Genomic DNA, 18,707 nt, shown 5'->3' with positions numbered 1-18,707 from the left:
AGTTGGCCGAAGGCCTATTGTTTGACAGGGACCAAGGCGCCGGCGGGTTCGCCGTTTACCGATAGAATCTGCGCGGCACCTCTAAGGGCCGTGCGGAACGCATCGTCGAAACTCACGCCTCGCACCTGCCATGCCACGTCATGCGGTTCAATACCGCTTTGCTGATCGCTTAGCGTCCATGTCGCGACCCAGCCTAGGGCGCTCTCATTCCACTCCAAATCGCCTGATAAGGGAATGGCGCCCGCTGTCGAACCGGCTTGGAACTTTCCCTCAGCAGGGAAAACGACGTCGACGCCGGTGAGATCGGACGCTGCCGTGAATGCTTCGCGCATGGCCAAATCGCGACCGCTCTCGGCTGTTACCTGATAGCTCAAGTCACCACGACGGACAGTCAACAGGATTTCGAGCACCGGCCGTTTGGCGAGCCAAGGGCGGGTGCCTAGCCTCTCGAGCAGATCGTCGATGCGTTCCTTGCGAAAGCGGCATGTGAGGTCGAAGGGTCGGTCGTGGGTGCCTTGCTCATCATGGATAGGACGGCCCGCGAGCTTGTCGCGATACGTGAATTCCTCGACGTAGTCGGCCGCATGCTCGCGAGCGGTCCGCATGAGAGGGCCGTCAGCCAATCGCGAATTGCCGGAAACGCGGGGCAGAACCTTATCCAGACAATCGGTAAAGCCCTTGGCTCGATTTTCCGGTCCCTGGCCGGTAACGACACAGACGCTCGTGTAGACATCGTCAGGCATGAAGGCTTGGGCCTGAGATGCAGGAAGAGACGCGGTCAACAGCAGTGCAAGTAGCTGCCAACTCGTCGCATAAGCGAGATTTCGCACCATTCCCTCCCTGCGGCGTCCGAGCAGGAAAGCACACAGGATAATCCAGGTGGGGGGATCGAAACAAGGACGGACGATTGCCGCCGTCAGCCGATCAGCATAAACTTGTCGACATCGACCAGGCCCTTGTCCGATATCTTCAGATGCGGAATGACGGGCAGGGGCAGGAAGGCGAGCTGGAGGAAGGGTTCTTCCAGCGTTGCGCCGAGGGCATAGGCCGCCTGGCGCAGATGATGCAGCGTGTCGCGCACGCTTTCATAAGGCTCGAGGCTCATCAGGCCGGCGACGGGCAAGGCGATTTCACCAGTCACGACGCCATCCTCGACGACGACGAAGCCGCCATTGATGTCACTGAGGCGGTTGGCGGCCAGCGCCATGTCATCCTCGTTGACGCCGACGACGCAGATATTGTGGCTGTCATGGCCGACGGTCGAGGCGATCGCGCCCTTCTTCAGCCCAAAACCCTGGACGAAGCCGTTGGCATGGTTGCCGTTCTTGCCGTGCCGCTCGATGACGGCGACCTTGATGATATCGTTGCCGAGGTCGATAGCGGTCTGGTTGCCTTTGGTCGGCAGGCGATAGCGGCGATGTTGGGTGATGATCTTGCCAGGCGTCACGCCAATGACGGAGCTCTCGCCTTCTGCTACCGGCACACCGAAATCGGCGGCATTGATCGGGCGGGCCTTGACGCTGTCGAGACCGACCGGCTCGACCGAACCGCGGGTCGCAAAGAGTTCGGCGGTAACGCGGCGGCCTGCGGAGAAGACAATCTCGGCCTTGCAGTTTTCCAGGCTATCGACAACCACGAGATCGGCGCGCCAGCCGGGCGCCACGAGACCGCGATCCCGAAGGCCAAAGGCGCGGGCTGCGGAGATCGAGGAGGCGCGGTAGATCGCCAGCGGCTCGACGCCATGGGCGATCGCCGTGCGGATCATGTAATCGAGATGGCCCTGTTCGGCGATGTCGAGCGGATTTCGGTCGTCCGTGCAGAGCGCCAGATGAGGGGACAGCCGTTCCGTGATGATCGGCATCAGCGCGTGCAGATCCTTGGAGACGGAGCCCTCGCGCACGAGGATATGCATGCCTTTGCGGATCTTTTCCAGCGCCTCCTCTGATGTCGTCGATTCGTGTTCGGTACGGATACCCGCCGAGAGATAGCCGTTGAGATCATTGCCGCGCAAAAGCGGCGCGTGGCCATCGATATGGCCGCCCTGGAAGGCCTCGAGCTTCGCCATGCAGACCGGATCCTTATGGATCACGCCGGGAAAGTTCATGAATTCTGCAAGGCCGATGACCTTGGGATGATTGCGGAAGGGCAGGAGCTTCTCGATCGGCAGGTCAGCGCCGGAAGTTTCCAGATGCGTCGCCGGTACGCAGGAGGAAAGCTGGACGCGGATATCGATGATGGTTTCCAGCGAACAGTCGAGAAAGTAGCGGATGCCGTCCGTGCCGAGCACATTAGCGATCTCATGCGGATCACAGATGACCGTCGTGACGCCATAGGGCAGAACGCAGCGGTCGAATTCGAGCGGGGTCACCAGCGAGGATTCGATATGAAGATGGGTATCGATGAAGCCCGGAACGACGATCCGGCCGGCAATATCGATGTCTTCACGCCCCTGGTAATCGCCGCAGATGCCGACGATGCGATCGCCGCAAATGGCGATGTCCGAAGCAACCAGCTCTCCCGTCACCAGATCGAAGAAGCGACCGTTTTTCAGCACGATATCGGCGGGCTCCCGGCCGACGCCTTGGTCGATATAGCGTTCGAGTTTGGTAGTCATTTCGTCCCCCGCATATGGATCGCCCCTCATGCCGGCTCTCTTGCTCATACAAGAGGAGGCGTGAGGGGCGGAGATTGTTTGAGCTTATGCCTCAGATATTATTCTGCAAGATCTCTCTCAGCTTGCCGAACAGCTCGTCGATGTGATGTTTCTCGATGATCAGCGGCGGCGACAGCGCGATGATGTCGCCGGTGGTGCGGATCAGGAGGCCCTTTTCATAGGCCTTTAGGAAGGCGGTGAAGGCGCGTTTGGTGGGTTCACCGGCGATGGGATCGAGCTCGATGGCGCCGATCAGGCCGGTGTTTCTAATGTCGATGACGTTCGGGCAATCTTTCAGGGAGTGCAGAGCGTCGGCCCAGTAGTCGGAGAGTTCGGCTGCGCGCGTGAGCAGGCCTTCTTCCTTGTAGGTGTCCAGCGTCGCCAATGCAGCGGCCGAGGCGATCGGGTTGCCGGAATAGGTGTAGCCATGGAAGAACTCGATCATGTGCTCGGGTCCCTGCATGAAGGCGTCGTGAATCTCCGAGGTGACGAAGACCGCGCCCATCGGAATGACGCCGTTGGTCAGGCCCTTGGCTGTCGTGATGATATCCGGCTTCACATCATAATATTGGGCGGCAAAGGGGGTGCCGAGACGGCCGAAGCCGGTGATGACTTCGTCGAAGATCAGCAGGATGCCGTGCTTGGTGCAGATTTCGCGCAGTTTCTGCAGATAGCCCTTCGGCGGGATGAGCACACCGGTGGAGCCGGCGACCGGCTCGACGATGACGGCCGCGATCGTCGAGGCGTCATGCAGAGTGACGATACGCTCCAGTTCGCTGGCAATATCGCCGCCATGCTCTGGCTCGCCGCGCGTGAAGGCGTTCTTGCCGGGCACATGGGTGTGCGGCATGTGGTCGACGCCGGTCAGCAGCGTGCCGAACATCTTGCGGTTGGTGACGATGCCGCCGACGGAGATGCCGCCGAAATTGACACCGTGATAGCCGCGCTCGCGGCCGATGAGGCGGAAGCGCGAGCCATTGCCCTTCACGCGGTGATAGGCGAGAGCGACCTTGAGCGCGGTTTCGACCGATTCCGAACCGGAGTTGGTGTAAAGAACGTGGTCCATACCCTCAGGGGCAATATCGACCAGCCGGTTCGCCAGCTCGAAAGCCTTAGGGTGGCCGAGCTGGAAGGCAGGTGCGTAGTCGAGTTCGCCTGCCTGCTGGCGGATGGCCTCGGTGATCTTCGGACGGCAGTGCCCGGCGTTTACGCACCACAGGCCCGCAGTTCCATCCAGCACCTGCCGACCGTCATGGGTGGTGTAATACATATCCTTGGCGCTGACGAAGAGGCGCGGTTCCTTCTTGAACTGGCGGTTGGCCGTAAACGGCATCCAGAAGGCGCGCAAATCGTTGGGGGCGGCATTCAAACGGTCCGACATGCTGTTCTCCAATGGCCAATTCCGGGGGCCATTTCCCGGCTACGGCCTACGCCGCGCTATTATATTTACTGCTTGGTCAAATTATCAGCCGCCTTTTTGGCGTCAAGGCAAAGATGACGGTGAGGGCGACAGGTTGAGCGTCGAAGAATGCGTGTCGACATGTCGGAGAGGAAAACGGGCCGCGAAGCACCGTGAGGTAGTCTCAATATGAAAAAACTGGCAAATCCAAGGATTTGCCAGTTAAAGCAGTAAAACACCTGGTAATGAAAGCAAGTCGATCTTTCGAGATTTAAATTGTCCCAAAAGATCATACGTCGACAGGCCGGGAGCTATCTTAGCTCTTAGGCAGCCGATCTACTTTTTTCCGGCTCGCAATAAATGTCTTCCAGCGTTTCGAGAACACGGATCACGGATTCCGATGTGCTGGAGTAGTAAATAGTTTGAGCATCACGACGCGTCTTGACCAGCTTTTGGGCACGAAGCTTCGAAAGATGCTGGGAAAGTGCTGATTGGCTCAGTCCGACCTGATTGGCAAGAACGCCAACTGGAACTTCGCCTTTAACGAGACTGCAAAGGATCAAAAGACGCTTCGGGTTCGCCATTGCTGATAATAATGCTGCCGCAACATTAGAGTGTTCGGCCAAATCTCTTGTCTTCATCTTTTAAACTTCCCAATGCGGAGCGTACATCAGAAACTGTGCTATTTCCAACCCGGTCCTTACCGATATCTAACAATACCAAGACCAGTCGAAGATTGTATATACCTAAATTTAAGGTATCGAGTATGCTGTTTTAGATATGTACGTATGATGCTCCGGCGATGATGCAAGCGTCCCTAACGTCCGATCTAGGGGCTCGATTAGACCAAAATAGGTCGATTTTTATCGTTTCGGAGCAGCAAATATGCCAAATTTGGTCACCGGAGATTTGCAACCCGCCAATATCAGCCATTTCTACTTCGAGCTGTCTGACTACTAATTCTCGCACTATTGTATGATTTATTGCCGGCGCGCTTTGTTTTCGGTTTAAAGCATCATTAGGTCCTGTGAGGACAAGATATAAGCCCTTCCGAAGCCGCCGTTCAGGCTGGCATCGAGAGGAACGAGGCGGAAGAAGCAGAAGTCCGGAAAGTCGATATAGAGCTTGGATTTCGGATGGCGATCGAGAAAAAGCGTTCGGATGCGATCGTGCGCTTGGCTTTGCCGATCGATGCGCTCCGCGCTGCAGCGTAGGGTCAGGCGAGGATGGGCGAGAGGATCGCCCTTGCCAGGCTCGCCGAAGAGCGCCGAAGCGCGGCTGTCCTTCATCAAAGCCTTGGTATGTGAGGAGAGGCCGGAGACCAGGATGACTGGAGCGCCATCGGCATCCATGGCAGTCAGGACGCGGCTGACGGAGGGAAAGCCGGTGTCGGGATCGATGACGGCCAAGGCTGCGTGTGAGGCAGTGCGCATGAGGTCGCGCGCTTGAATGCGCGCATCCTCATCCGTTTCCCTCAGCACCGATGGCTTGTCGTTCATTCCCTGCTCCATGAATTGAGGAGCAGTCGCGAACGACTACTCCTTTCGCCGGTGGCTGGTTAGGCCCGACACCACGTCTTGCGCGGAGATCGTTCCGATAATCGTGCCATTGTCAACAACGCCGATATTGCCCGGCTGGCGCGTCAAGGCGTCGAGGATATCGATGAGCGGTGTCGCGGCGGTTGCCGTCGCGGTGACGGAACCTGCATTGGCTGAATGTCCGACGCCCTGCTGCATGACATCCCGCGCCGTCAGCATGCTGATCGGGTTCATGTGCTGCACGAAGTCGGCAACATATTGGTCGGCAGGGTTCTTAACGATCTCCTGCGGCGTTCCGCACTGAATGATATGGCCGCTTTCCATGATGGCGATGCGGTTGCCGATGCGGAATGCCTCGTCCAGATCGTGGCTGACGAACAGGATCGTGCGCTTCAGGCGGCGCTGGAATTCCAGGAGTTCGTCCTGCAGGCGGGTGCGGATCAGCGGGTCGAGCGCGGAGAACGGCTCATCCATGAGCAGGATCGGCGCTCCGGTTGCAAAGGCACGGGCGAGACCGACGCGCTGCTGCATGCCGCCCGAAAGTTCATTGACCTTGCGATTGGCCCATTGCGTGAGGTTGACGAGCTGTAGCTGCTCGTCGACCCGCTTCTTGCGCTCGGCATCCGGCACGCCGGCAAGCTCGAGCCCGAAGCCGACATTGTCGGCGACCGTCCGCCATGGCAGCAGGGCGAACTGCTGGAAGACCATGGAGACGGTGTGCATGCGCAGGTCACGCAGCGCCTTGGGGCTGCAGGTGTAGGGGTTGATCGGGCCGGTCTTTGTGTTGACGACGACCTCGCCACGCACCACAGGCGCAAGTCCGTTGACGGCGCGCAACAGCGTCGATTTGCCGGAGCCGGACAGACCCATGAGCACGAGAATTTCGCCCTCTTCGATTTGCAGTGAGGCATTGGCTACACCGAGCACCATGCCGGTGGATTTACCGATCTCGTCGCGCGACTTGCCTCCGTCGACGAGTTTCAGGGCGGCATCTGGACGATCGCCGAAGATGATGCTGACATTTTTGAAATCGACGGCGACGGTCATGAGTGGTCTCCTTCGCCGGGCGCGCGGAACATACGGTCGAGAATGATCGCCAGGATGACGATGCAGGCGCCGGAATCGAAGCTCTTGGCGACGTTGACGCTATTCAGTGCGCGCAGCACGGGCACGCCGAGCCCGGGGGCGCCGACGAGTGCCGCGATCGAGACCATCGAGAGTGACAGCATGATGGTCTGCGTCAGGCCAGCCATAATCTGCGGCGTGGCAAAGGGCAGCTCGACCTTGCGCAGAACCTGGCGAGGCGTCGCACCGAAGGATTCAGCGGCCTCCACGAGCGAAGGGGGAGTGGAAATGATGCCGAGGCGAGTCATGCGGATCGGTGCGGGAAGAGCAAAGACGACTGTGGCAACCAGGCCCGGGACCATGCCGAGACCGAGCAGGATCATTGCCGGCACCAGATACACGAAGGTCGGGATGGTCTGCATCAGATCGAGTATCGGCCGCATGATGGAGTAAAGCCAGGGACGGCGTGCTGCCGCGATGCCGAGGGGCACGCCCACCAGCATGCATACGAAGGTGGAGGCCAATACCAGTGCCAGCGTCTCAGTCGTCTCTTTCCAATAGCCCTGGTTGATGGTGATCAGCAGGCCGATCAGGGTGAGGACCGTGATGGTGACGCTCCGGCGCATCCAATAGGCAATTGCCGTGAAGGCGACGACGACGATCAGCGGATGCGGTGCCTGCAAAAGGAACAGCAGCCCTTTGATTCCGTGCGCGACCAAGAAGGAAAGGCCGTCGAAGAACCATGTGACATTGCTCGTCAGCCAATCGACGACGGCTTTGGCCCACGGCCCGATGGGGATGCGGTAATCGGTTAACCAGTTCACATCTTTGCCCACGATTGGGGGCGGCGTTTCCGATGGTTGCGTATGATGCCGGAGGTGCCGCCGTAGAATAACGGTCTGTCACGCCAGGCGGACCATTGTCCGAGTGATGGCGGGACGCGAAAGCAAGCAGTCCGCTCAAGGAAGAGAAAGGGGCGGTTTGGCCGCCCCTCCATCCATCCTCGTATTACAGGCCGAGCTTGGCCTTGACCGCCGCCAGGCCGTCGCCGCCATCCTTGGTGGTGACGCCGGCAAGCCAGGGCGTGACCGCCGACGGATTGGCCTTCAGCCATTCGGTGGCAGCCGCTTCCGGCTCCTTGCTGTCGTTCAGGATCTTGCCCATGATTTCGTTTTCCATCGGCAGCGAGAAGACGAGATTCTTGACGAAGGCGCCGACGTTCGGGCATTCCTGCAGGTAGCCGGCCCGGACGTTGGTATAGACCGTCGCACCACCGAAGTTCGGTCCGAACACGTCATCACCGCCGGTGAGATAGGTCATCTTGTAGGTGGTGTTCATCGGATGCGGCGCCCAGCCGAGGAAGATGATCGGCTTGCCTTCCTTGTCGGCACGGGACACCTGCGCCAGCATGCCCTGCTCGGAGGACTCGACCACTTCGAAGCCCTTGAGGCCGAAGGTGTTCTTGTCGACCATGTCGATCACCAGACGGTTGCCGTCGTTGCCCGGCTCGATGCCGTAAATTTTGCCGTCGAGATCGTCCTTATGAGCGGCGATATCCTTGAAGTCCTTGATGCCGAGGGCGGCACCCTTTTCGTTGGTCGCGAGCGTGTACTTGGCGCCTTCCAGGTTGGCGCGCACGGTTTCGACCGACTTGTCTGCGGCGAAAGGCTTGATGTTCTCGGCCATGGAGGGCATCCAGTTGCCGAGGAAGACGTCGATGTCCTTGTTCTTCAGGGACTGGTAGGTCACCGGGACAGCGAGCACCTTGACGTCCGTGTCGTAGCCGAGTGCCTTCAGAAGAACGGAGGCGGTTGCCGTGGTGGAGGTGATATCGGTCCAGCCCACATCGGCAAAATGTACGGTGCCACAGCTTGCCGGTTCGGCTGCGGAGGCTGTGGTGGCTCCCAATGTCAATGCGGAGAGAGTTGAAGCGAAAGCGAATGCAGTAAGGGTCATTTTTATCATTGCGTGACTCCCAGTCTAACGTTCCCAAGCAACCATCAATAACTGACATTTTCAAGCGACCACAGTGTATTTGCGGCGGTTTGAGGGGGCTGAATGCGACGCCCGCCTTTTTCTGTCCGCCGCTGGCCAAGGCTTTTGGCCCTTCGGCGAAACACGCCTGAATCCTGTGGTTTTCGCCGAGACTATCTTTCCTTATTGTCGCGCAGCTCCCATGAAGCATTCAAGGAGAATGTCATGGCCAAGCTCTACTTCCATTATTCGACGATGAATGCCGGCAAATCGACCATGCTGCTGCAGGCCGCCTATAATTATCAGGAGCGCGGCATGCGCACCGCGGCCTTCATCGCAGCTCTCGACGATCGCGCCGGGCGTGGCACGATCGCTTCGCGCATCGGACTGACGATGGATGCCCTGCCGTTCGAAACCAGCGACGATCTCTATGCGATGGTCGATGAAATGCATGCAAAGGAGCCGCTTGCCTGCGTCTTCGTCGATGAGGCCCAATTTCTGACGCGCGAGCAGGTCTGGCAGCTTGCCCATATCGTCGACCGCCTCGAGCTTCCGGTCATGACCTACGGGCTGCGCACGGATTTCCATGGACATCTTTTTCCGGGATCGCAGGAGCTGCTGACCATCGCCGACGAATTGCGTGAGGTGCGCACCATTTGCCATTGTGGGCGCAAGGCGACGATGGTGGTGCGCTTGGACGCTGCCGGCAATGTCGTCCGCGAAGGCGCGCAGATCGAGATCGGCGGCAGCGACAAATATGTTTCGCTCTGCCGTCGTCATTGGGAAGAGGCGATTACCTGCGAGTGAAGCAGCCGCTCGTGCAGGCTTTCGATGGCGGTTCTGACTATTTTCGGCACGATAATTGCGTATCGAAGTCGAGGCTGACGGGGAGAGACAATGAAACTGCAATGTCTGGCGTCGGCGGTCATCCTGTTTGCTTCGGCTTCCTTTGTGCTCGCGGATGGCGATGCGGCCGCCGGTGCCGTCGTTTTCAAGAGATGCGGGGCATGTCACACGGCGACCGGCCCTGATAATCGCGTCGGTCCCTCGCTGATAGGGATCGTCGGGCGAGCCGTCGCAAGCAAGCCGGATTACGCCTACTCGCCGGCGATGAGGGCGTTCGGGGCTGATGGCAAGGTCTGGGATGAGGCGTTGCTGCGGAAATATCTGCCTGCGCCGCAATTCCTCGTCAAAGGCACCCGGATGGCGTTTCCAGGCCTGAAAAGCGACAAGGATCTCGACAATCTTATCGCCTATCTGAAGAACCCGGCCGCTGCTCAGTAGCTTCCAAGCATTTCCTTCGCCTCCGGAAGCAGCTAGTCTTGCGCCAAAGGTAGGGGAGGGAATGTTTTCATGCTCAGGCCTCATTCCTTCGATGGCACGCTCGACAGGGCGCGCACGACGCTCGAAGACGCTATGAATGACGCGAATTCGGCAGTAGCGACGCTCGCCCGCCACGCCAGGGACAGCGAGCACGCCGCAGCCGTTAATTTTCCCGTCGAAGAGGCATTTGTTCGCGAAGCGGTCGAATTACTCGACCGTTGGAAATCAGTCGCCCTGTCGCTCGTCAAAGAGCTGGATCATGCGACCGATGAGGCTGATCTGCAGCATCGACGATTGTTCAATGAGAGGATCGGCCTTGAAAATGCAGGCTTGCTCAGCCGGGTGCTTGCACGCAGACCCATGGGGCCGGCTGAGATCATCGTCAATGTCGACGCGACCCTTGCGGTATCGGCTGAACTCGATCTTCTTTTCAAGCAGGCGAGACCCGTATTCTCCCGGTGCTTTCGTGAATGCGAACTTCAACTCGAAGGCGTGATCGAGAGGCGCAGGAAGCTCGATTTCGAGATAGAAGAGGTGCAGCGCCGGGCCGACGTCCTGGCGGAAAAGCTCATGTATCAGAGGCGCAACCGCCCATCTTCACGCCATGCCGATCTGCAGTCCGAACTCGAAGCGGACTATCGCGCTCTGGTGACCGAGCAGGATGACATTCGGCGGCAAGAACAGGTGCTTCAATCCCGCCGTACCGTGCGGCAGCGCCTCACAGACATTTACGAAGGGCTGGCGGCTGCCCTGAACAATCAGATCGCCGCCATCGGCGCGATGGCGGCCAAGCTGAGCGTCGATATCGAGCAGCGGATCGCCCTCCTCAAGGCATTGGCGTCAGAAGTGGAGCCGGCATCGATTAGGGTTTCGCGAACGGGAGCGGTCGAGAGCCTGATCCAGGCCTTCGAGGCAAATGTGCTGGCGGGGCATGATCTTGCCGTGCGTAAGGCTCATGTCGATGCTGTCTTCAAACGACGGTTGGAGCCTCATCCGCTGCATGCATCCTCAGATCCGGGGGAAGTGGCGGCAGAGACGCAACCTGAGGGTTGATTGCTGTCCGTCACGGAAAATTCCGTTCGGACGGTTGTTGTTTTTCCCAAGAACACATATCTGCTGGAACGCGAGTGGCGATAAGGACTTAATGATCCGAGGACCGCGGCGATTTTCGCGGCGTCCATTGCGCAGGTTGGTGTGGTGCGTCCTTCGCGTGTCGGCAGGATGCGCGGTAGGGTTTAGGAGGCGTGTCCATGCTTGACTCGATCACGGCGTTCTTCAAGCGGATCTGGGCCGCTATCGCACGCTGGCTGGGGCTGGTTTTCGTTGGGCTAAGCTGGCCATTTCTCGCCGCTCATGGCTGGTATCGGCAGCGCAACTGGCTGATCAAGCTGCCGCTTGCTGCCTTCGTGGCGCTGATGGCGCTGCTTTATGTCTATTTCGTTTGGCAAACGCAGGTCTGGACCGGGTTCAATCCGGCCTATCCGGACGTCTACAAATTCTCCGAGCGCAAATATTCCGCCGGACAGGAGTTGCCTGCGACGGACGGTCAGCAGGCGGCTGCAACAGCACCTAAGACCTGCCAAACCTCGGCTGTCGTCGACGTTGCCACCGATCTGATCGATTTCAACGTCAACCAGAATGCCTGGATTTCCTCGATGCTGCTTTACAAGCTCGGCTTCTTCGGCATTTCATGGGATGACACGCCCTTCCTCGACAACAAGGCTTCCTTCCAGCGGGGCATCAATTCGGTCGTTCGCCGCACCTCGGCGGAGTTGGTCGATACGCTCGGCCGCGTGCGTGGAACATCCGGCATCAACAGCGATCTGCAGAAGGCGCGCGGCAACCTGCAGTTCGACGAGTCGAGCTGGTATTTCGGCCTGCATCCCTTCGGACCGAAAACCCCGAGCCCAAGCTATTATCGCGCTGCGATGAGCAATCTGCGCAGCTTCAATGGTGACCTCGGCAACTGCAAGGCGATTTTTGACGGGCGTGCCGACAATCTTCTGCAGTTCGTCGACCACATTGCCAACGATCTCGGCAGCACGGCGGATATATTGGCCAAGAGGGCGGGGGATCACAGCTATGGCTGGCTGGATATGCGGGCTGACGATCGCTTCTGGTTTGCTTATGGGCAGCTTTACGCGAGCTATGGTATCCTGATGGCCGCCCGCTCGGATTTCCAGCAGGTGATCGCCGAACGCAATGTCGCCACGCTCTGGGCCGATGTCACGACGCAGCTGCAGACGGCTTTGCGCATTCAACCTTTCATCATTTCCAATGGGCCTGAAGACAGCTCCTTCATGCCGAGCCATCTTGCAACCATGGGCTTCCATATTCTGCGGGTGCGCTCGAGCCTCGTGGAAATCCGCACGGTCCTGGGCGGTCGCTAACGGGGCCGGCTGCCGGGTTCAATTTAGAGAGCACTTGAAGGAGAGTTCAGCGAGAGCAGTTCCAGCAAAAGTGTGAAGCAGTCTTGCGTCCGGAACCGCGTAAAACAAGAAGATAGCGCGTTTTCGTGATTCGAAGAAAAGCTCTAGCTGATCAGCTTTAGGCGGATGGCTTTTGCGACGAGTTGGGTACGGTTGACACAATCGAGCTTCTTGATCGCGTTCATCATATAGGCGTTGACCGTATGATCGGAGAGCGAAAGAATCTGGCCGATCTCGATCGAGGTCTTGCCTTGGGCCGTCCAGCGGACCACTTCCAGCTCGCGTGCCGAAAGCGAATGCGGCGCGGCACCACCGTTGCGCTTGAGGCAGTTATAGGAATCGAGCGCCTGCAGCATGATCAAGGTGAGTTCGTTGATTTCACTCTGGCCGAGGCTGTTGCGATTGCCCATGAACCAGAAAACGAGGCGCTGGCCATCCGGAGCATTGACCGGGATTACGACGCTCATCGGACAATTGTAGCTAATCAGGAGTGCTCGAAGCTCGCCCGGCACATCGGCGTCAGGTTCGGCATCTTTTTCCAGCAGATGCCACGCGCGCGGCATCACTGAATCACGCGTGCGCAGCAGCATGGGGCAGCGGCGAACCAGATGATGTCGATCGAACTCACGCACGAACTGTGCAGGCACCGTCCCCTCGATAAGCAGCGGCGTCATCATCGTATCATCGGGAACCGGCGCGTTCATCAGGGCCACGTGGCTGAAACCAAAAGCCGATCCCGTCCGTTCCAGGCCCATTGCAAACGCCGCCTGTGTCCGAGCGGCAGCCAACTCGGCAGAAAGCAGCAATTGTCTCTCGGCGGTAATGATATAGGACATATGAGTTAAGGTGTCCGCGGCGTGGTATCGGTATCAAATACTCGATTTATGAGTGAATGCTAGACGCAAAAATACCACACGGCCAGAAATAATTTTCATTTTCATATATTTTAATATTTAAACATACAATTCCCCCAGGCTTCGCCCAAAATGGGCGATAAGTGCCCGCGACCACCCTTTGGTTGGCCGGATCCCGACGCGATCATACATTTGACGTCATCGCTGGGACGATCGAAGAGGTCTCGTGACGCTTCCCTACTATGTCAAAATTAAGCCTGAAACCGAGGTTTTGAACTGGGTTCTGCGCTTTGGGCGGCGCATTCAGGAATGCCTGTTTTGTACCGTTCGCAGTTTATCGCCCACGGCATAAGCTGGCATGAAATCTCACGCTTTTGAGTGCGCCGGCAGCCAATTTTTGGAAACGTACTTCTTTGCACGCGAGGCTTTCCGTGAAGGCGGCCATGAGTTTTATTCAAATGATGCGTCGCCGTGTCAGTGCGCCTTGCGGAGGCCTAAAGCGGTTGCTATCGGTCTTGCCAAGGTAATCGCTTGCAGGCGTATAGCTTATGAATTTTCGCTTCTTTCCGCAGCTTGGGGCGCGCTGTTGTCAAACGCTGTTGTGGTTCGTCACCGGCGTTTCGCTTTTTCTGGTTTCGCCTATGCTGGCCGAAGCTGCCGGCGCTGTCGCTGGCGCGCCGATGGAGTTTTTGCTCGTTCACGGTGAGATGGGCCAATGCCGAGCCGATAGCACTTGCCCGGACTGGGTCTCCGCCGAAGGGCAGATCATGGCGGATACGCCGCGGAAGCTGCAGAAAGTCCTGAAGCAGGTGGGCAACCGTAAACTGCCCATCGTCGTCAGTTCGCCGGGGGGCGATGTCAAGGCAGCGATGGAGATGGCTCGCATCATTCGCAAGCAAAAGCTTTCGATCGCAGTCGGCCGTACCCGCTCGCGGGCGTGCCCCTATGCCGAGCCGATCTGCTCGGCTGCTTTTGCCAAGGACGGCTCGATCACAGGTCAGCCATTTTCCGACGGCGCAATCTGCTTTTCGGCCTGCCCGCTGTTTTTTGCAGGCGGCGTTCAGCGCGTTTCCAGTCCCTTCGCGCTGCTGGGCGTTCATCAGATCACCACCACCTATAGCGAAGTGCGCGTCCAGTACCGCACCGAATATGAGATGGTGGACGGCAGGCGCAAGATCATCTCCAAGAAGGAAATCGGCCGCAAATTCGTCGGTAAATACGATACGACGAAGCTCGACAAGGCGCAGAGGGCGAGGCTGGTGAGTTTCCTTGACAAAATGGGTGTGGACCGGGGACTTGTCGATCTGATGCTTGGAACTGACCCGAACGGCATCCATCTGCTTTCGCAGATGGATGCGTTGAGGCTCAAGCTGACGACAGAGCTTGCCGATGCCGACGCTCTAGTCTCGGCGCGCAACTGCAACGAAAATCAATCGATTTCCGATTGTGTCGCGCCGGCACCGTCGACGACCGCTGCGCCGATGACCAGCGCATCGGCAATGGCCGGCAAGTAGCCGCTCGTCCGGCCTCAGCTATCTTTGGCTTTTGCTTTCGCCATGATCTTTTCCAGAAAGCCCAACAATAGCGCGGACACGACGAAGGCCAGGTGGATGATCGTGAACCACATCAGCTTGGCGTTGTCGTATTGAGTAGCGTTCAGGAAGATCTGTAGCAGGTGGATCGAGGAAATGGCGACGATCGAGGAGGCGACCTTGATCTTCAGGCTGCCTGAATCGAGCTTGCCGATGAAGGAAACCTCGCCTCCATTTTCGGCCTCATCGAAGCGGCTGACGAAATTCTCGTAGCCGGAAATCATTACCATGACGATGAGGCTTGCCACCAATGCGGCGTCGATGAGGCCGAGAATGGCGAGGATCATGTCGGCTTCGTCATAGGCGAAGACGTTGATCGCCACCTTGTAGAACTTATAGGCGAACGAAACGGCGTAGACGGCGAGCGAAGCGGCAAGGCCGAGATAGAAGATCACCAGGAGCCAGCGACTGGAGAGGATGATGCGCTCGACCAGCAATTCCAGGGACTTCATATCTTTATCTTTCCTTCTCGGTTTTCATTGGACGCCGAAAATAGGCATGCCTGCGTCGTGAGACAAGGCGGTGCGTTTCGACGAACAGAGTACTTCGCCACTATTCACACCCGATAGATATTGGTTTATCCCGACAGGGAAATGACCGTATGTTTGGGGGCGAGACTTATGGCGACGACCGTGGCATCCGATATCGAGATTGCGCGCGCAGCAAAGAAGCTGCCGATTATGGAGATCGGCGCAAAGCTCGGGATTCCGGCGGAAGATCTCGCACCTTACGGCTACGACAAGGCAAAGATCGGTGCCGCGTTCATTGCAGCGCAGGCTGACAAGAAGGATGGCAAGCTGATCCTCGTCACGGCGATCAATCCGACGCCGGCGGGCGAGGGCAAGACCACGACGACGGTTGGCCTCGGCGACGGCCTGAACCGCATCGGCAAGAAGGCGGTAGTCTGCGTGCGCGAGGCCTCGCTCGGTCCGTGTTTCGGCGTGAAGGGCGGCGCTGCCGGCGGTGGCTATGCGCAGGTCATCCCGATGGAGGATATCAACCTCCATTTCACCGGCGATTTCCACGCGATCACGTCGGCCCATAATCTGCTTGCGGCGCTGATCGACAATCACATCTACTGGGGCAACGAGCAGAATATCGACCTCAGGCGCATCACGTGGCGGCGCGCGATGGACATGAACGATCGGGCGCTACGCGATATCGTATCGTCGCTTGGCGGCGTTGCGAACGGTTTTCCGCGCGAAGGCGGCTTCGACATCACCGTTGCCTCCGAGGTGATGGCGATCCTCTGCCTGGCATCCGATCTGAAGGATCTGGAAAAGCGGCTCGGCAACATCATCATCGGCTATCGCCGCGACCGCACGCCGGTTTATGCCCGCGATCTGAAGGCCGATGGCGCCATGGCCGTGCTCCTGAAAGACGCCATGCAGCCGAACCTCGTGCAGACGCTGGAGAACAATCCGGCGCTGGTGCATGGCGGTCCCTTCGCCAATATCGCCCATGGCTGCAATTCGGTGATCGCGACGCGCACGGCACTGAAGCTTGCCGATTATGTGGTCACGGAAGCCGGCTTCGGTGCCGATCTCGGAGCGGAAAAATTCTTCGACATTAAATGCCGCAAATCCGGGCTTTCGCCGGATGCGGCCGTAATTGTCGCGACCGTGCGGGCCTTGAAGATGAACGGCGGCGTCAAGAAAGACGATCTTGGCAGGGAGAACGTTGAAGCCCTGGTGAAAGGCTGCGCCAATCTCGGCCGGCATGTCGCCAATGTCCGCAAGTTCGGCGTTCCCGTCGTCGTCGCCATCAATCATTTCGTTTCGGATACGGAGGCCGAAATCGAGGCGCTGAAGAATTATGTCGCACGCCTCGGCGCCGAGGCGATTCTTTGCCGGCACTGGGCCGAGGGCTCGGCCGGCATTGCCGACCTCGCACATAAGGTGGTGGAGCTTGCGGAATCCGGGCAGGCGAAATTCCAGCCGCTCTATCCTGACAATCTTCCTTTGCTAGAGAAAATCGAGATCGTCGCCTCGAAGATCTACCATGCCGGCGAGGTCACGGCCGACAAGTCGGTCCGAGATCAGCTCAGGTCCTGGGAGGATCAGGGTTACGGGCATCTACCGGTCTGCATGGCGAAGACGCAATATTCCTTCTCGACCGATCCGAACGTCCGGGGAGCACCCGAAGGCCACATCGTATCCGTTCGCGAGGTGCGACTTTCGGCCGGGGCCGGCTTCGTCGTCGTCATTACCGGCGAGATCATGACCATGCCCGGACTGCCGAAATCGCCGGCAGCCGAGAGGATTTTTCTCAATGATCATGGATACATCGAAGGACTGTTTTAAGTTCAGAATCCGATTCAACTTGTCGGTCGGGAAGTGCTGGCTTGGCAGCTTCGCCCGCAGCTATTGTCATCCAATTTTGGTAGGATATCTAACCTATTGACCTTGGCGAAATCCGAAACAAATCGGCTCGGTCCAAGCATCGTCAAGATGGAGGCGGATCGTGACTGCCGACAGCCGCGCAAGTTTGGATGAGATACGGGACTTCCATGCGAAGATGATGGCAGCGGCCAGCAATTCTTCCGATGAGAGGCTGGAACGAGCCTTTCGCCTCGTCAGGCGCGAGGCATTCATGGGGCCAGGGCCCTGGCAGATCGTGGTGAAGGGACGCCATCTCGAAACACCAAGCAGCGATCCCGCCTTTCTCTATCAGAATGTTTTGGTCTCCCTGGACAAATCCAAGGGCATCAACAATGGCGAGCCGTTTCTCCATGCTGCCTTCTTGGGTGCCGTCACGCCGCAGGCCGGTGAGACGGTCATCCAGATCGGCACGGGAACTGGATATTACACGGCCATTCTGTCGACGCTGGTGGCACCGGGCGGCCATGTTCACGCCGTCGAGATCGATGAGGCATTGGCCAGCCGCACCCGCGATAATCTTGCCTCGTTCGAGAACGCCTCCGTCATCTGCGCCGATGCGACCGAGCTGGAGCTTCCGCAAGCGGATCTGATCTACGTGAGTGCGGGGGTGGTGGCGCCGCCGATATCGTGGTTGCAGGCGCTGCGCCTCGGCGGCCGGATCATCGTGCCCTGGCAGGCGAATGATAGGGTCGGGCTTGCTGTCCTGATCACACGCGCAGAGCAGGGGTTCAGCGCCCGCGCCTTGATGCCCGCCTATTTCATCCCCTGCATCGGAGCTTCCGATCCCATGCAAACCACGAAGAGGCCAAATGGAGGCGAGGCTCGCTCCATCCAGTCGGTTTGGCTCACCCAGGATCGAGCGCCGGATGAGACGGCGGTTGCGATCTATAGAGACCTGTGGTTCTCAAATGCAGGTCTCTGAATATGACAGAATTTAAAGATCAACACCCCGTCGATTCCGCGACGCATTTCTAGTGGCAATAGCGAAAGCCGCCATTCCTCTCGATGACGTCGAGATGGAAATGGGTCTCATGCGCGGCGTCGCTTTCCGGGTCCAGAACGGTCGTGAAATAAAGGCAGGCCGAGGCGCTGGCTGCGCGCTGGAATGCGCCTGCGAGCGTCGGATCTTCGCGCCGCGGCTCGATCGCGATGGTCTTGCCGTTTTCGAAGGTGAAGCTCGCGACATCTATGGCATTGCCGCGGGCATGCTCGGAGATCTTGCCGGTGGAAGCATTGTTGCGCAGCCGGCAGACATAGGTCGAGGCCTGGTTGATGGTGACGATCTTGCCATTGTCCAATGCCGCGGCTGACGGAATGACACTTTCCTTCATCCATCGAGCCAAGGCGAGAGCAGCTTCGCAGCGCATTTGCCCTTCGGGCTTGAATTCTATGCCCGGCAGCGGGGAGCTAAGCGCGATCGGCTTGTCGATGCCGCAGCCGTTGCCATCATCGATGCGGGCGATCTCTTTGAAGGTTGATCCGATGGCAGTCAGCGCCTT

At 58.6% G+C, this 18,707-nt stretch carries 18 protein-coding genes; 7 read left to right on the top strand and 11 right to left on the bottom strand.

The features are described from left to right. Positions 1 to 14: 14 nt before the first annotated feature. From AC13QE_RS28255 to AC13QE_RS28220, 8 genes are all read right to left on the bottom strand, one after another. Positions 15 to 830 carry a DUF2066 domain-containing protein gene (locus tag AC13QE_RS28255; RefSeq protein ID WP_488486204.1) on the bottom strand — a complete coding sequence of 272 codons (816 nt, stop codon included), beginning with the start codon at positions 828 to 830 and terminating at the stop codon, positions 15 to 17. Positions 831 to 916: 86 nt separating this feature from the next. Further along, positions 917 to 2,614 (bottom strand): adenine deaminase, encoded by a 1,698-nt coding sequence (gene ade / locus AC13QE_RS28250; protein WP_488486203.1) that lies wholly within the window; start codon positions 2,612 to 2,614, stop codon positions 917 to 919. A gap of 91 nt (positions 2,615 to 2,705) precedes the next feature. Continuing rightward, positions 2,706 to 4,034: an omega-aminotransferase AptA gene (aptA, locus tag AC13QE_RS28245; protein WP_112399126.1), complete on the bottom strand. Its 1,329-nt coding sequence runs from the start codon at positions 4,032 to 4,034 to the stop codon at positions 2,706 to 2,708. A 341-nt stretch (positions 4,035 to 4,375) separates the two neighbouring features. Then, the gene (locus tag AC13QE_RS28240; protein ID WP_015340680.1) at positions 4,376 to 4,693 is read right to left on the bottom strand and encodes an ArsR/SmtB family transcription factor; all 318 of its coding nucleotides are present in this window, start codon (positions 4,691 to 4,693) and stop codon (positions 4,376 to 4,378) included. Positions 4,694 to 5,059: 366 nt separating this feature from the next. Beyond that, positions 5,060 to 5,551 carry a HugZ family pyridoxamine 5'-phosphate oxidase gene (locus tag AC13QE_RS28235; RefSeq protein ID WP_488486202.1) on the bottom strand — a complete coding sequence of 164 codons (492 nt, stop codon included), beginning with the start codon at positions 5,549 to 5,551 and terminating at the stop codon, positions 5,060 to 5,062. A 36-nt stretch (positions 5,552 to 5,587) separates the two neighbouring features. Then, positions 5,588 to 6,637 carry a choline ABC transporter ATP-binding protein gene (choV, locus tag AC13QE_RS28230; RefSeq protein WP_132717194.1) on the bottom strand — a complete coding sequence of 350 codons (1,050 nt, stop codon included), beginning with the start codon at positions 6,635 to 6,637 and terminating at the stop codon, positions 5,588 to 5,590. Next, positions 6,634 to 7,479, bottom strand: coding sequence for a choline ABC transporter permease subunit (gene choW / locus AC13QE_RS28225; RefSeq protein WP_488486201.1), 846 nt, complete (start codon positions 7,477 to 7,479; stop codon positions 6,634 to 6,636). Before choW ends, choV begins: the two co-directional genes overlap by 4 nt. A gap of 184 nt (positions 7,480 to 7,663) precedes the next feature. Then, positions 7,664 to 8,611 carry a choline ABC transporter substrate-binding protein gene (locus AC13QE_RS28220; protein WP_488486272.1) on the bottom strand — a complete coding sequence of 316 codons (948 nt, stop codon included), beginning with the start codon at positions 8,609 to 8,611 and terminating at the stop codon, positions 7,664 to 7,666. Positions 8,612 to 8,854: 243 nt separating this feature from the next. On the opposite strand from AC13QE_RS28220, the gene AC13QE_RS28215 reads away from it, so the two are divergent. From AC13QE_RS28215 to AC13QE_RS28200, 4 genes are all read left to right on the top strand, one after another. Continuing rightward, positions 8,855 to 9,436: a thymidine kinase gene (locus AC13QE_RS28215; protein WP_488486200.1), complete on the top strand. Its 582-nt coding sequence runs from the start codon at positions 8,855 to 8,857 to the stop codon at positions 9,434 to 9,436. 90 nt (positions 9,437 to 9,526) lie between these two features. After that, complete coding sequence (locus AC13QE_RS28210) at positions 9,527 to 9,913, top strand: c-type cytochrome (RefSeq protein WP_488486199.1); 387 nt, start codon at positions 9,527 to 9,529, stop codon at positions 9,911 to 9,913. Between the two features lie 69 nt (positions 9,914 to 9,982). Next, a complete protein-coding gene (locus tag AC13QE_RS28205; protein ID WP_488486198.1) occupies positions 9,983 to 11,005 on the top strand; it encodes a hypothetical protein in 1,023 nt (340 codons plus the stop codon). 197 nt (positions 11,006 to 11,202) lie between these two features. Further along, complete coding sequence (locus AC13QE_RS28200; protein WP_488486197.1) at positions 11,203 to 12,342, top strand: DUF2333 family protein; 1,140 nt, start codon at positions 11,203 to 11,205, stop codon at positions 12,340 to 12,342. A 143-nt stretch (positions 12,343 to 12,485) separates the two neighbouring features. Here the strand turns inward: AC13QE_RS28200 and AC13QE_RS28195 are convergent, their stop codons facing one another. After that, the gene (locus AC13QE_RS28195) at positions 12,486 to 13,217 is read right to left on the bottom strand and encodes a helix-turn-helix transcriptional regulator (RefSeq protein ID WP_488486196.1); all 732 of its coding nucleotides are present in this window, start codon (positions 13,215 to 13,217) and stop codon (positions 12,486 to 12,488) included. A 566-nt stretch (positions 13,218 to 13,783) separates the two neighbouring features. Between AC13QE_RS28195 and AC13QE_RS28190 the strand changes: the two genes are divergently transcribed. Then, positions 13,784 to 14,749 (top strand): COG3904 family protein, encoded by a 966-nt coding sequence (locus tag AC13QE_RS28190; protein WP_488486195.1) that lies wholly within the window; start codon positions 13,784 to 13,786, stop codon positions 14,747 to 14,749. 14 nt (positions 14,750 to 14,763) lie between these two features. Here AC13QE_RS28190 and AC13QE_RS28185 read toward each other — a convergent pair whose 3' ends face one another. Beyond that, a complete protein-coding gene (locus tag AC13QE_RS28185; RefSeq protein WP_015340669.1) occupies positions 14,764 to 15,279 on the bottom strand; it encodes a TIGR00645 family protein in 516 nt (171 codons plus the stop codon). 168 nt (positions 15,280 to 15,447) lie between these two features. Here AC13QE_RS28185 and AC13QE_RS28180 point away from each other — a divergent pair, with 168 nt between their 5' ends. Next, a complete protein-coding gene (locus AC13QE_RS28180) occupies positions 15,448 to 17,130 on the top strand; it encodes a formate--tetrahydrofolate ligase (protein ID WP_488486194.1) in 1,683 nt (560 codons plus the stop codon). Positions 17,131 to 17,290: 160 nt separating this feature from the next. Beyond that, entirely contained in the window at positions 17,291 to 18,130 is an 840-nt protein-coding gene (locus AC13QE_RS28175) for a protein-L-isoaspartate O-methyltransferase family protein (protein ID WP_488486193.1), read from the top strand. A 49-nt stretch (positions 18,131 to 18,179) separates the two neighbouring features. Here AC13QE_RS28175 and AC13QE_RS28170 read toward each other — a convergent pair. Beyond that, positions 18,180 to 18,707: extensin-like domain-containing protein (locus tag AC13QE_RS28170; protein WP_488486192.1), on the bottom strand; the 528-nt coding region annotated here is incomplete at its 5' end.

This window comes from Martinezella sp. CNPSo 3957 (assembly GCF_057784395.1).
This window is presented reverse-complemented; position numbering and strand designations above follow the sequence as displayed.